The following is a 13,729-nucleotide window of genomic DNA, read 5'->3' as shown; positions in this document are numbered from 1 at the left end:
GTGGTGGCCGTCCCGGGCCCGGCTCAGCCGGCCAGCGTGCCGCGGTCGGCCCGGGGCCACTCCTGCGGGAGCTGCCGCTCGGCGGCGGCGGCGCGGTCGCGTTCGAGCTGGTAGAGCACGCCGTAGGCGAAGGTGTCCTCGCCGGCCTCGCGGGCGTCCGAGGTGAGGCGGAGGACGGCGTCGCGGCAGATGACGCTGTCCTGGTGCTCGCCGAGGAGCTGCTGGACGGCCTTCATGCGCTTGGTGTGCTTCTTGGCGGGCTTGCGCAGCGCCGGGACGGCCTGGGCCGCCTCACTGCTGTAGCGGGCCCGCTTGGCGGCCTTGCGGGCGTCGTGGAGGACGAGGTCGCGCTCGTGGCCTGGTTCCATCTCCAGGGCCGACTCGACACGGGTGCGCAGCCGTCGGTGGTCGCGGCGCACGGCCTTGGGGACGGCGTCGGTCGCCGGGGCCGCGGCCGCGTCGAGCAGGGGCGGGTCGGCGAGCAGTGACTCCAGGGTGTCCAGGAGCCGGAAGTAGCGCCTGCCGCCGAGTTCGCGCAGGAGTTCCTTGCGGGCGCCCTCGTGGACGGGGGCGTCGCCGCCGATGCGCGCGGTGAGGACCTCCGTCACGAGTTCCTCCGGCAGTTCGGCCTCGCGGTCGCGGAGGCGCTCGGCGAGGACCTCGCGGTCGCGTTCCAGGCCCAGCACCCCGGCGAGCCACTTCAGCTCGTCGCCGACGGGGTCGGTCGCCTCGCGGTCGAGTTCGCGGCGGAAGGACTTGAAGGCGCTGCGCAGCCGCCGGGTGGAGACCCGCATCTGGTGGACGGAGTCCGGTTCGTCGCGGCGGACCTCCGGGTCCCAGCCGGTGATCGCGGCGACCTGCTGGTGCACGTAGGCCAGGGCGACGTCCCCGGCGGTGTCGGTGGAGGGCGGCGGCTGCGGCGGCCCGGGTGCGTCGGCCAGGCGCTTTCCGAGGGCGCGGGCGAGCTTCGAGGGGGACTTCGAGCGCCGCAGGCCCGCCGCACGGAGCCGCTTCTCGACGGCGTCGAGGAGGGCGGTGTCGCCGTCGATGAGTTCGGTCTCGACCTCGGTCCAGGCGGTCTCCGAACCGTCGCCGTGGTCGAGGAGGGTGGCCCGGACGTGGTCGTGGGCGATCTCCACCAGGGGTGCGCCCCCGGCGTCGACGAGGTGCACCCGCTTGCGGGTGTTGCGCAGCCGGACGACCGGGACGAGCTCGCGGTCGCGGACGATCGCGGCGACCTCGGCGAGCAGCGACTTGGGGACCCTGGGGCCGCCCTTGCGGCCCTGCTTGCCGAGCGGCGCGTGCACCTCGGTGCGGGTGTCGGCCTGTGAGCTCGGCAGTTTCAGGTGCCAGCCGGCGTCGTCGCCGCCGGTGCGGCGCCGCAGCGTGATCTTGTGGGTGGCCAGCCGCAGGTCGGAGGTGTCGACGTAGACGGCGTCCAGCTCGGCCGGTTCCAGGACGCGCACCGCCGCGACCCCGGGCAGACCTTCGAGATCGGGATCACTGGTCTGCTCGGCGGCCTCGTACTTGCGCTCGGTCTCCGCGACACGCTTCCCCATGTCAGGAACCTAATCGCGGGTTCGCCCGGCCGCAATGGTGCGTTCACCCGGTGGAAGGGGTCAGGCCGACATGGGCCGCTTCATGTGGATGGCCTGCAGCAGCCCGATGGCGATCCAGACCGCAAACATCGACGATCCGCCGTACGAGACGAACGGCAGCGGCAGACCCGCCACGGGCATGATGCCGAGGGTCATGCCGATGTTCTCGAAGGACTGGAAGGCGAACCAGGCGACGATGCCGGCCGCGATGATCGTGCCGTACAGGTCGGTGGCGTTCCGGGCGACGCGGCAGCCGCGCCACATGATCACGCCCAGCAGCACGATGATCAGGGCCGCCCCGACGAAGCCGAGCTCCTCCCCCGCCACGGTGAAGACGAAGTCGGTCTGCTGCTCGGGCACGAACTGCCCGGTGGTCTGGCTGCCGTCGAACAGGCCCTTGCCGAGCAGCCCGCCGGAGCCGATGGCGATGCGCGCCTGGTTGGTGTTGTAGCCGACGCCCGCGGGGTCGAGGGCGGGGTTGGCGAAGGCGGCGAAGCGGTCGATCTGGTACTGGTCCAGGACGCCGAGCTGCCAGACCGCGATGGCGCCGCCGGCGCCCGCCGCGATCAGGCCGAGGACCCAGCGGTTGGAGGCGCCGGAGGCCAGCAGCACGCCGAGCACGATGACCGCCATCACCATGACCGAGCCGAGGTCGGGCATCAGCATGACGATCGCCATCGGCAGTATGGCGAAGCCGAGCGACTGGGCGACCGTGCGGTGGTCGGGGAAGAGCCGGTCGCCCGCGTCGACGCGGGCGGACAGCATCATCGCCATGCCCAGGATGATGGTGATCTTGGTGAACTCGGACGGCTGCAGGGAGAAGCCGCCGCCCAGCACGATCCAGGCGTGCGCGCCGTTGACCGTGGACCCCAGCGGGGTGAGGACCGCGGTCACCAGCAGCACCGAGATGGCGTAGAGCACCGGCACCGCGCCCCGCAGCCGCCGGTGGCCCAGCGCCACCGTGCCGGCGGCGAGGGCGAAGCCGATGGCGGTGTTGAGGATGTGCCGCAGCAGGAAGTAGTACGGGTCCCCGTGGGTGAGCTCGGTGCGGTTGCGCGTCGCGGAGAACACCAGCGCCGTGCCGATCAGGGACAGCGCGAGGGCGGCGCCGAGCAGCAGCCAGTCCATCCGGCGCAGTATCGAGTCCCGGGCCAGGAGCTTGCCCAGGGTGCCGCGTTCCGGGGTGAAGCGACGCGTCGCGTAGCCGTGCGCGCTCATGACCAGTACCTCCTGCCCAGCAGGAGCTTCTCGGTGCGCTCCGGGGGCAGCGCGGCGGCGGCCAGCGCCGTGTCCCGCGGCGCGGAGGGCACCTGCGGCACGTCGGCCCAGGAGGCCTTGGTGATCTTGATGGTGCCGTCGGAATCGATCTTCGGCAGCTTGCTCAAGGGGTGCGGGAGCAGCGCCTTCTTGTTGTCGATCGACCCGTCCTCCTGGACGCCGTACATCGCCTCGTAGATCTTGCGGACGGCCGGACCGGAACCACCGGAACCGGTACCACCCTGGGAGATCGTCATGACGATCGCGTAGTCCTTGCTGTACGTCGTGAACCACGACGTGGTCTGCTTGCCGGCGACCTCCGCGGTACCGGTCTTGGCGTGCAGCGGGATCTTGTCCTGCGGCCAGCCGCCGAACCGCCACGCGGCCGTACCGTGCGTGACGACGCCCTCCAGGGCCTCGTTGATGTACTTCAGCGTGTTCTTGGTGGCCGGCGCGTGCCCGTTCACCTTCGGCTTGATCCGGGTGACCTTCTTGCCGTCGGCGCTGATGATCGCCTTGCCGATGGTGGGCTGGTAGAGCGTGCCGCCGTTGGAGATGGCCGAGTAGATGTTGGCCATTTGGATCGGGGTGACGAGCGTGTCGCCCTGGCCGATGGCGTAGTTGACCGAGTCACCGGCGCGCATCACGTAGCCGTCGACGCAGTTCTCGCGCGCGATCTGGCTCGCGTAGTCCTGCTTGTCGCTCTTGGCGACCTTGCACCAGTAGTTCTTGTTGGCCTCGTAGTAGTCCCGCTTCCACTGCCGGTCCGGGATCCGGCCGGTCACCTCGGAGGGCAGGTCGATGCCGGTCACCGAGCCGAGGCCGTACTCCTTGGCGGTCTTGTAGAACCAGTCCTTGGGGTGCTTCTTGGGCTTGGTGCCGCCGTCCTTCAGCCACTGGTCGTACGACAGGCCGTAGAAGACGGTGTCGCAGGAGATCTCCAGGGCGTGCGCGAGGGTGATGGAGCCCGCGCTCTCCCCTTCGAAGTTGTTGAAGACCCGGCCGCCGATGGTCATCGACGACGGGCAGGGGTAGCGCCCGTTGATGTCGTAGCCGGCCTTCACGGCGGCCGAGGTGGAGATCGCCTTGAAGGTCGAGCCGGGGGCCGACTGACCCTGTATGGCCCTGTTGAGCAGCGGGAAGTTGGACTTCTTGCCCGTCAGCTTGGCGTAGTCCTTGGCGGAGATGCCGCCGACCCAGACGTTCGGGTCGTAGGTGGGCGCGCTGGCCATCGCGATGACCTGGCCGGTGTGCACGTCCATGACGACGACCGCGCCGGAGTCCGCCTTGTAGAGGCTGCCGGTGACCTTGTCGAAGGTCTTCCGGGCGACCTTCATCGCCTCGTCGAGCTCCTTCTCGGCGACCCTCTGGACGCGGGCGTCGATGCTGGTGACCAGGTGGCTGCCGGGCTCCGCGGCGGTCTCGCCCGCCTTGCCGATGACCCGGCCGAGGTTGTCCACCTCGTAGCGGGTGACGCCGGCCTTGCCGCGCAGCTCGCTGTCGTAGGTGCGCTCCAGGCCCGAACGGCCGATCTGGTCCGAGCGCAGCAGGGACTGGCCCTTCTTCTCCGCGGCGGTCAGCTCGTCGTCCGTGACGGGCGAGAGGTAGCCGAGGACCTGGGAGGTGTTGGACCCGAAGGGGGAGGTGTAGCGGCGCACCGCGGTGGGCTCGGCGGTGATGCCGGGGAAGTCCTCACGGCGCTCCATGATCTGCAGCGCCTGCTGGGTGGTGGCCTCGTCGGTGATCGGGATCGGCTGGTACGGCGAGCCGTTCCAGCACGGCTTGGGGGTCTGCGAGTCGCAGAGCCGGACCTTGCCCAGGACCTCTTCCGGCTTCATGTGCAGCACGTCGGCGAGCCGGGTCAGCACCGCCTTGCCGTCGTCCTTCTGCTTCAGCAGGTCGGTGCGGCTCGCGGAGACCACCAGCCGGGTCTCGTTGTCGGCGAGCGCCACGCCCTTGTCGTCCAGGATCGACCCGCGGACGGCGGGCGCGACGACCTCCTGGACGTTGTTGCTGTTGGCCTGCGCCGTGTACTCCTGGCCGTTGCGGATCTGCAGGAACCACAGCCGCCCGCCGAGGGTGAACAGCAGGGACAGGACGAGGATCTGCAGGACCACCAGCCGGATCGTGACCCGCGGCGTCCGCCCCGTCTCAGGGATGTTGCTCACGCCGCCACTCCCGCTTCTCCGCCCGCTCGGCACGACACCGCGCGCTTCGTCGTCGGCCGCGGCCCGGCGGCCTCGCGTGCGTCGCTCACAAGCGCCGCCCTCCCTTGGCGACGCTCCCCACCCTGCCCAGAAGGCTCGAACGCTGGCCGCCGATGCGTGCGCCGAAGCCGGGGCCGGAGGCGTCCTCCCCGAGCGGGTCGCCCTGGTACCGGCGGGCCAGTGCCATGATCCACGGCACGGTGAACGGCGCGAGCAGCAGGTCGTACAGGGCGGCGGTGAACAGCAGCTTGCCCAGGCCGACGTGCTGGGCCGCGGTGTCGCCCACGAGGGCGCCCACGGCCGCGTACAGCACCGTGGAGCCGACGGCGGCGCCCACCACGACCAGCATCGGCCGGGTGGCCGACCGCAGCTGACCGCCGTCGGGCTTGACCAGGCCCGCGATGTAGCCGACGACGCACAGCACCAGGGCGTAGCGGCCGGCGGCGTGGTCGGCGGGCGGGGCGAGGTCGGCGAGCAGGCCGGCGCCGAAGCCGATGAGGCAGCCGGCCACGTGGCCGTACGTCAGTGCGAGGCCGAGGACGACGAGCAGCAGCAGGTCGGGGACGGCGCCGGGCAGGTGGAGGCGGGCCAGGACGCAGACCTGGACGACCATGCCGGCGACGACGAGGCCGGTGGCGAGCAGCGCGCGCTTCATCGGACCTCCTCCTGTCCGTAGAGCGAGGACTGAGAGGGGCTCACACTGGGCGTCGCCGTGACGGTGACCGTCGGGACCGGCTTCGGCCCGGCGGGCAGCACCGCGTCACGCGGGTCCTTGCGCGGGCCCTGGACGACGACGCCGACGATGTCGAGCTTGGTGAAGCCGACGAACGGGGTGACCTCGACCGTGCGGGTGAGGCCGCCGCCCGCGGGGTCGACCTTGGCGACCGTGCCGACCGGCACGCCGGGGACGAAGGGCTTGTCCGCCTGCGAGCCGAAGGTGACCAGCCGGGAGCCCTTCTTCACGTGGGCCTTGCCGTTGAGGAGCTGCACCCGCATCGGCCGGTTGCCCTGGCCGGTGGCGAAGCCGAGCTCCGAGGACTTCTCCAGCCGGGTGCCGACCGTGAAGTCCGGGTCGCAGGCGAGCAGGACGGTCGAGGTGGAGGGGCCGACGGTGGTGACCCGGCCGACCAGGCCGTCACCGTTGACGACCGTCATGTCGCGCTGGATGCCGTCGTTGGCGCCGGAGTCGATGGTGACCGTCCAGGAGAAGCCCTGGGCGGCTCCTATCGCGATGACCTGCGCGCCCTTGACCCGGTACTGACCGGCTCCGGCGAGCTTGAGCAGCTTGTCGAGTTCGCGGGCCCGCTCGCGCGTGACGTCCTTGCTGCCGAGCTGCTGCTTCAGCTCGGCGTTCTCCCGCTCCAGTTCGCTGATGCGGCTGCTGCGGTCGCCGGAGTCGCGTACCGCGTCCACCGCGTTGTCCACCGGGTCGACCGCGGCCGCGACCCCGTCCTCGACGGGGCCGAAGACGGCGGCCGCGGCGGACCGGGCGCCGTCGAGCGGTGAGTCCTCACCGCCGCGGATGTCGACGGTGATCAGCGCGAAAGCGATCGCCACCAGCAGTACCAGCAGAAGCCGGCTCTCTCGTGTGTCCCTCACGGGGGCCAGTCCGTGCCTTCCTCGTCAGAGCGTGTGAGCCCGTGGGCCCGATGGGCCGTGCCGGGAGGTAGAACGATCCGGCGTACGGGCGGGACTTCACCCGTACGACGGATCGTGAGGACTCATCTGCGCGGCTGCGCGTCCAGGACCTGCTGCAGCGCCTCGAACTCCTCGACGCACTTGCCGGCGCCGAGGGCCACGCAGTCCAGCGGGGACTCGGCGATATGGATCGGCATGCCGGTCTCGTGGCGCAGCCGTTCGTCCAGGCCGCGCAGCATCGCACCGCCGCCGGCCAGGACGATGCCGCGGTCCATGATGTCGCCGGACAGCTCGGGCGGGCACTTGTCGAGGGTCGTCTTGACCGCGTCGACGATGGCGTTGACCGGCTCCTCGATCGCCTTGCGCACCTCGGCTGCGGAGATGACCACCGTCTTGGGCAGGCCGGAGACCAGGTCGCGGCCGCGGATCTCGGTGTGCTCCTCGTTCTCGACCGCGAAGGCCGAGCCGATGGTGAGCTTGATCGATTCCGCGGTGCGCTCGCCCAGCAGGAGGCTGTACTCCTTCTTGATGTGCTGGATGATCGCGTTGTCCAGCTCGTCGCCCGCCACCCGGATGGACTGCGCGGTGACGATGCCGCCGAGCGAGATGACGGCGACCTCGGTGGTGCCGCCGCCGATGTCGACGACCATGTTGCCGGTCGCCTCGTGGACCGGGAGCCCGGCGCCGATCGCGGCGGCCATGGGCTCCTCGATGATGTGCACCTGGCGCGCGCCGGCCTGGGTGGCCGCCTCGATGACGGCGCGGCGCTCGACGCCGGTGATGCCGGAGGGCACGCAGACCACGACGCGGGGGCGCGCAAGGTAACGGCGCTTGTGGATCTTGAGGATGAAGTAGCGCAGCATGCGCTCGGTGATCTCGAAGTCCGCGATCACCCCGTCCTTGAGAGGACGGACCGCGACGATGTTGCCGGGGGTCCGGCCGATCATCTTCTTCGCTTCGGAGCCGACCGCCAGGATGCCGCCCGTATTGGTGTTGATGGCGACGACGGATGGCTCGTTGAGGACGATCCCGCGACCCCTGACGTACACCAGCGTGTTGGCGGTGCCGAGGTCGACAGCCATGTCACGGCCGATGAACGACATGTTGTTCGCCATGAGGATACGTCTGGCCTTCCCGAGCTGGAGCGATGTGGGGGTGAGCACGGCGGATGCGCTGCTGTGCGCTGAGCCGGAGGTGCGGAGATTCCATGGTAGTCGCGCCCGACAGGGCACGGGGTCAGGGTTCCGCCGCCATTGTCATCAGAACACACAGCTGTCCTCTGCAATGGTGACGCCGTGTCGGCGGAATTGGTTCCCCCGAACCCCCGGCATATGCCTGCGGGCGGCCGGGAAATTTCCGGCCGCCCGTTGAGCTGATCGGGCGTCAGCAGTGAATTCGGGGCGAATCGTCGCGGAGGATCAGGCCAGGCCGGGGAAGAAGATCTTGATCTCGCGCTCGGCGGACTCCTCGGAGTCCGAGGCGTGGATCAGGTTCTCCCGGACGATCGTGCCGAAGTCGCCGCGGATCGAACCGGGGTCGGCGGCGATCGGGTCGGTCGGGCCGGCCAGCGTGCGCAGTCCCTCGATGACCCGCTCGCCCTCGACGACGAGGGCGACGGCAGGGCCGGAGGCCATGAACTCCACCAGCGGCTCGTAGAAGGGACGGCCGACGTGCTCGGCGTAGTGCTGTTCGAGGATCGCGCGGTCGAGCGTGCGCAGTTCCAGCGCGGTGATGCTCCAGCCCGCCTTGCGCTCGATGCGGCCGAGGATCTCGCCGACCAGGCCGCGACGTACGGCGTCCGGCTTGAGAAGGACGAGGGTGCGCTGGGACACGGTGTGACTCCTATGTGCGGGGTGCGGGTACGACGACATTACCGGGGATCCCCACGGCCCACGGCACCCCCTGGGTCCGGGGCACGAGGCGTGCGATCAGGCCGGCTGCGCGGCCCGCGCCGCCTTGGCCTCGTCGACCTTCCGGCCGAAGTGGACGGCGGCCCACCACAGGGCGGCGAAGACCGCGCCGAGGAAGAACATCACCGGGACGGCGAAGCCGCTCACGATCAGCCCGGCCTGCAGCAGCCAGCCGACGGCCAGCCCGCCGCGGCGCCCGAGCATGCCGCACAGCAGCACGCACAGGGCCATGGCGATGCCGCTGACCGTCCATACCGTGCCGGCCGTCAGCTCCGGCTGCTTCATCGCCACCAGACCGGCGAAGCCGATCACGAAGAACTCACCGATCAGGGTGCTCGCGCACAGGGTCCGCATCCGCTTGGTTCCGCTTCCCGCTCGTCACTTCCGGCCCAGCAGCAGCCGGGCCTCTCCCACGGTGATCACCGAACCGGTGATCAGCACCCCGGCGCCGGAGTACTCCCCCTGATCCTCGGCGAGCGTCACGGCCGCCTCGATCGCGTCGTCCAGCCGCGGCTCGACCTGCACACGCTCGTCGCCGAAGACCTCGACCGCGAGCGCGGCCAGCTCGTCCACGTCCATGGCGCGGTGGGTGGAGTTCTGGGTCACCACGACCTCGGTGAAGACCGGCTCGAAGGCCTCCAGCAACCCCCGTACGTCCTTGTCGCCGCTCGGCCCGACCACGCCCACCAGGTGGGTGAAACCGAAGGCCTCACCCAGCGCGGCGGCCGCCGCCCGGGCCCCCGCCGGGTTGTGCGCCGCGTCCAGCACCACGGCGGGGCTGCGGCGCACGACCTCCAGCCGGCCCGGCGAGGTGACGCCCGCGAAGGCGGTGCGGACGGTGTCGACGTCCAGGGTGCGGGCGTGCAGGGTGCCGATGCCGAAGAAGGCCTCCACCGCGGCGAGCGCCACCGCCGCGTTGTGGGCCTGGTGCTCACCGTGCAGCGGCAGGAAGACCTGCTCGTACTCCCCGCCCAGACCGCGCAGGGTCAGCATCTGCCCGCCGACGGCCACCTCGCGGTGCGTGACGCCGAACTCCATGCCCTCCCGGGCGACCGTCGCGTCCACCTCGACGGCCCGCTTCAGCAGCACCTGGGCCGCCTCCACGGGCTGCTGGGCCAGCACAGCGGTGGCGTCCTTCTTGACGATCCCGCTCTTCTCCACCGCGATCTCGCCGGCCGTCTCGCCCAGGCGGTCGGTGTGGTCCAGGTCGATCGGGGTCACGACGGCGACCGTGCCGTCCACCACGTTGGTCGCGTCCCAGCTGCCGCCCATGCCGACCTCGACGACGGCCACGTCCACCGGGGCGTCGGCGAAGGCGGCGTACGCCATGCCGGTCAGCACCTCGAAGAACGACATCCGGTACGGCTGCGAGGCGTCCACCATCTCCACGTACGGCTCGAGGTCGCGGTACGTCTCGATGAAGCTCTCCGGCGCGATGGGACGGCCGTCGAGGCTGATCCGCTCGGTGACGGACTGCACGTGCGGGCTGGTGTAGCGGCCGGTGCGCAGGTCGAAGGCGAGCAGCAGCTGCTCGATCATGCGGGCGGTGCTGGTCTTGCCGTTGGTGCCGGTGATGTGGATCGAGGGGTAGGAGCGCTGCGGCTCGCCCAGGATGTCCATCAGCGCGGTCATCCGGTCCAGGGACGGCTCCAGCTTCGTCTCCGGCCAGCGGCCGGCCAGCTCCGCCTCGACCTCGCGGAGGGCCTTGTCGACCTCCGGGTCGGCGGGGCGGGCCGGGACGCCGTCGTCCTGCGGCACCGGTCCTCCGGCCCGGAGGGTACGGCTGCCCGCCTCGATCACCGCCAGGTCGGCCTCGCGGCCGGGGTCGATGTCGGCTTCGTCCTCGTCGCCGCCCAGACCCATCGCGGCCAGCGGGTCGGAAAGGGGCTCGTCGTTCTCGGGGCGCGGGTTGCTCACGACCACATTGTACGAAGCGGCCAGGTAGATCCGGGGTGTGGGCAGGCGTTTCCGCCTGCCCACCCCGGGTGCGTCAGCCCTGCGGCAGCGAGGACAGCTGCGCGGTGATGCGGGCCATGTCCGCCTCGGCCGCCGCCAGGCGGGTGCGGATCTTGGCGACGACGGGCTCCGGTGCCTTCGCGAGGAACGCCTCGTTGCCCAGCTTCGCCGTGGCCTGCGCCTTCTCCTTCTCGGCGGCGGCCAGGTCCTTCGCGAGCCGCTTCCGCTCGGCGTCGACGTCGATCGCCCCGGAGAGGTCCAGCGCGACCGTCGCGCCCGCGACCGGGAGGGTCGCCGTCGCGGTGAAGCCCTCGCCCTCCGGCTGCAGGCGCAGCAGCTGGCGGACCGCCGCCTCGTGGGCCTCCAGGCCGGTGGAGCCGAGGTCGAGCCGGGCCGGGACCTTCTGGCCCGGCTGCAGGCCCTGGTCGGCGCGGAACCGCCGGACCTCGGTGACCAGCGACTGCACCGCCGCGATCTCCTTCTCGGCGGCCGCGTCGCGGAAGCCGGAGTCGGCCGGCCAGTCGGCGATGACGACCGACTCGCGCCCGGTGAGCGTGGTCCACAGCGTCTCGGTCACGAAGGGGACCACCGGGTGGAGCAGCCGCAGCAGCTTGTCCAGGACCTCGCCCAGCACGCGCCGGGAGACCTCGGCCGGGCGGCCGCCCGCCAGGAAGGTGGTCTTGGACAGCTCGACGTACCAGTCGAAGACCTCGTCCCACGCGAAGTGGAACAGGACGTCGCTGAGCTTGGCGAACTGGTAGTCGTCGTAGAGCGCGTCGGCCTCGGCGACCGTGGCGTTCAGCCGGGACAGGATCCAGCGGTCGGTGGCCGACATCTCCTCGGGCGCGGGCAGGTCGCCCTCGACCGTGGCGCCGTTCATCAGCGCGAAGCGCGTGGCGTTCCAGATCTTGTTGGTGAAGTTGCGGGAGCCCTGGACCCAGTCCTCGCCGATCGGCACGTCGGTGCCGGGGTTGGCACCGCGCGCGAGCGTGAAGCGCAGCGCGTCGGAGCCATAGGTGTCCATCCAGTCCAGCGGGTTGACCGCGTTGCCGAAGGACTTCGACATCTTCTTGCCGAACTGGTCGCGGACCATGCCGTGCAGGGCGATGGTGTGGAACGGCGGGGTGCCGTCCATCGCGTAGAGACCGAACATCATCATCCGGGCGACCCAGAAGAAGAGGATGTCGTACCCGGTGACCAGGACGGAGTTCGGATAGAACTTCGCGAGGCTCTCGGTCTCCTCGGGCCAGCCGAGCGTGGAGAACGGCCACAGACCGGAGGAGAACCAGGTGTCGAGGACATCGGTCTCCTGGGTCCAGCCCTCGCCGCCCGGGGGCTCCTCGTCGGGACCGACGCAGACGATCTCGCCGTCCGGTCCGTACCAGACGGGGATGCGGTGACCCCACCACAGCTGGCGCGAGATGCACCAGTCGTGGAGGTTGTCGACCCAGTCGAAGTACCTCTTCTCCATCTCCTGGGGGTGGATCTTGACCTGGCCGTCGCGGACGGCGTCACCTGCGGCCTTCGCCAGCGGGCCGACCTTGACCCACCACTGCATGGACAACCGCGGCTCGATGGTGGTCTTGCAGCGCGAGCAGTGGCCGACGGAGTGGACGTACGGGCGCTTCTCGGCGACGATCCGGCCCTCGGCGCGCAGCGCGGCGACGATGGCGGAGCGGGCCTCCAGCCGGTCCAGTCCCTGGAAGGGACCGTGCGCGGTGATGACCGCGCGCTCGTCCATGACGGCGAGGTTCGGCAGACCGTGGCGCTGGCCGATCTCGAAGTCGTTCGGGTCGTGCGCGGGCGTGACCTTGACGGCCCCCGTGCCGAACTGCGGGTCGACGTGCTCGTCGGCGACGACCGGGATGCGGCGGCCGGTCAGCGGCAGCTCGATCCCGCGGCCGACGAGGTGCCGGTAGCGCTCGTCCTCCGGGTGGACGGCCACGGCGGTGTCGCCGAGCATCGTCTCGGCGCGGGTCGTCGCGACGACGATGGAGTCCTCGCCCTCGCCGTAGCGGATCGAGACCAGCTCGCCGTCGTCGTCCTGGTACTCGACCTCGATGTCCGAGATGGCCGTCAGACAGCGCGGGCACCAGTTGATGATGCGCTCGGCACGGTAGATGAGCTCGTCGTCGAAGAGCTTCTTGAAGATGGTCTGGACGGCCTTGGACAGGCCCTCGTCCATGGTGAAGCGCTCACGCGACCAGGCCACGCCGTCACCGAGGCGCCGCATCTGCCCGGAGATCTGCCCGCCGGACTCCGCCTTCCACTGCCAGACGCGCTCGATGAACGCCTCGCGGCCGAGGTCGTGGCGGGACTTGCCCTCCTTGGCGAGCTCGCGCTCGACGACGTTCTGCGTGGCGATGCCGGCGTGGTCCATGCCGGGCTGCCACAGCGTCTCGTACCCCTGCATCCGCTTGCGGCGGGTGAGGGCGTCGATCAGCGTGTGCTCGAAGGCGTGGCCCAGGTGGAGGCTGCCGGTGACGTTCGGCGGCGGGATGACGATGGTGTACGGCTTCTTGTCGCTCTTGGCGTCGGCCTCGAAGTAACCGCGCTCTACCCAGCGCTCGTACAGGGGCCCCTCTACCTCGGCCGGCGCGTACTGGGTCGGCAGTTCGGGGGTCGCGCTGTTCGGTCCGCTCTCGGCGGCCTGCTGAGTGTTGTCGGTCACGGCGCTCAGTTTACGGGCGGGGCGGGCCCCGTTACGAATCCGCCGGTGCCCGGGCGCGAGACGCGGGGACGGGCCCCCGAGGACGCGCGCCCGCCGCGGGGCCCGGCGGGGGCCCTCGCGGTCCGGTTCCGGGGGCGCGTGGTGCCGGGAGCCGGGAGACCCCCGCCGGTCCCCGGGGATGGGCCACCGCCTCCGAACCACCGGCGGACGAGCGACTCCTGACGGGAAACCGGCAGACCGGACGGGTCGGCGGTACCCGTCCGCACCGGTGGTCAGGGTGATCAACCGGGCATCTGCACCGTCTTGTTACCAAGTCCTGACGACGTCGGTGTAAAGACGGCCTAAACAATCCGCAAGGATGAGTACGAGGAGACAGCAGTTCAACGAGGGGACTCACCGATGAGCTTCAACCAGCCGCCGCCGCAGCCGGGTTACGGCGGCTGGTTGAAGCTCATCGGTGAGTCCCCTCGTTGAACTGCTGTCTCCTCGTAC

At 70.7% G+C, this 13,729-nt stretch carries 10 protein-coding genes; all 10 read right to left on the bottom strand.

Annotated elements, in window-relative coordinates; all coding sequences use genetic code 11:
• Positions 1–23: 23 nt before the first annotated feature.
• The 10 genes from PV341_RS05170 to PV341_RS05125 all read right to left on the bottom strand — a co-directional run bounded on the left by PV341_RS05170 (position 24) and on the right by PV341_RS05125 (position 13,237).
• Entirely contained in the window at positions 24–1,559 is a 1,536-nt protein-coding gene (locus PV341_RS05170; protein ID WP_500356856.1) for a CYTH and CHAD domain-containing protein, read from the bottom strand.
• 60 nt (positions 1,560–1,619) lie between these two features.
• Positions 1,620–2,816, bottom strand: coding sequence for a rod shape-determining protein RodA (rodA, locus tag PV341_RS05165; RefSeq protein WP_500322937.1), 1,197 nt, complete (start codon positions 2,814–2,816; stop codon positions 1,620–1,622).
• Positions 2,813–5,023: a penicillin-binding protein 2 gene (gene mrdA, locus PV341_RS05160; protein WP_500322936.1), complete on the bottom strand. Its 2,211-nt coding sequence runs from the start codon at positions 5,021–5,023 to the stop codon at positions 2,813–2,815. Before mrdA ends, rodA begins: the two co-directional genes overlap by 4 nt.
• 85 nt (positions 5,024–5,108) lie before the next feature.
• Positions 5,109–5,717, bottom strand: coding sequence for a rod shape-determining protein MreD (mreD, locus tag PV341_RS05155; RefSeq protein WP_500322935.1), 609 nt, complete (start codon positions 5,715–5,717; stop codon positions 5,109–5,111).
• Positions 5,714–6,661, bottom strand: a complete 948-nt coding sequence (gene mreC / locus PV341_RS05150) for a rod shape-determining protein MreC (RefSeq protein WP_500322934.1) — start codon at positions 6,659–6,661, stop codon at positions 5,714–5,716. Before mreC ends, mreD begins: the two co-directional genes overlap by 4 nt.
• A gap of 122 nt (positions 6,662–6,783) precedes the next feature.
• Entirely contained in the window at positions 6,784–7,803 is a 1,020-nt protein-coding gene (locus PV341_RS05145; RefSeq protein WP_499516833.1) for a rod shape-determining protein, read from the bottom strand.
• 315 nt (positions 7,804–8,118) lie between these two features.
• Complete coding sequence (gene ndk / locus PV341_RS05140; RefSeq protein WP_500322933.1) at positions 8,119–8,532, bottom strand: nucleoside-diphosphate kinase; 414 nt, start codon at positions 8,530–8,532, stop codon at positions 8,119–8,121.
• Positions 8,533–8,628: 96 nt separating this feature from the next.
• Positions 8,629–8,964, bottom strand: a complete 336-nt coding sequence (locus tag PV341_RS05135; protein WP_499511878.1) for a DUF4233 domain-containing protein — start codon at positions 8,962–8,964, stop codon at positions 8,629–8,631.
• Positions 8,965–8,988: 24 nt separating this feature from the next.
• Positions 8,989–10,473, bottom strand: a complete 1,485-nt coding sequence (gene folC, locus PV341_RS05130) for a bifunctional tetrahydrofolate synthase/dihydrofolate synthase (RefSeq protein WP_500323055.1) — start codon at positions 10,471–10,473, stop codon at positions 8,989–8,991.
• Between the two features lie 127 nt (positions 10,474–10,600).
• Positions 10,601–13,237 carry a valine--tRNA ligase gene (locus PV341_RS05125; protein WP_500356854.1) on the bottom strand — a complete coding sequence of 879 codons (2,637 nt, stop codon included), beginning with the start codon at positions 13,235–13,237 and terminating at the stop codon, positions 10,601–10,603.
• Between the last annotated feature and the right edge of the window lie 492 nt (positions 13,238–13,729).

Source organism: Streptomyces sp. PA03-1a (genome assembly GCF_033792805.1).
Taxonomy (GTDB): Bacteria; Actinomycetota; Actinomycetes; order Streptomycetales; family Streptomycetaceae; genus Actinacidiphila.
Note: the sequence above shows the minus strand (reverse complement) of the source record. Positions and strands in the feature narration are given on the sequence as shown.

What these genes read in the sequence shown, in the direction of transcription:
- folC (WP_500323055.1), bottom strand. Translation starts at nt 10,473, where the DNA reads ATGGGTCTGGGCGGCGACGAGGACGAAGCCGACATCGACCCCGGCCGC.
- mreD (WP_500322935.1), bottom strand. Translation starts at nt 5,717, where the DNA reads ATGAAGCGCGCGCTGCTCGCCACCGGCCTCGTCGTCGCCGGCATGGTC.
- PV341_RS05170 (WP_500356856.1), bottom strand. Translation starts at nt 1,559, where the DNA reads ATGGGGAAGCGTGTCGCGGAGACCGAGCGCAAGTACGAGGCCGCCGAG.
- PV341_RS05145 (WP_499516833.1), bottom strand. Translation starts at nt 7,803, where the DNA reads ATGTCGTTCATCGGCCGTGACATGGCTGTCGACCTCGGCACCGCCAAC.
- rodA (WP_500322937.1), bottom strand. Translation starts at nt 2,816, where the DNA reads ATGAGCGCGCACGGCTACGCGACGCGTCGCTTCACCCCGGAACGCGGC.
- PV341_RS05135 (WP_499511878.1), bottom strand. Translation starts at nt 8,964, where the DNA reads ATGCGGACCCTGTGCGCGAGCACCCTGATCGGTGAGTTCTTCGTGATC.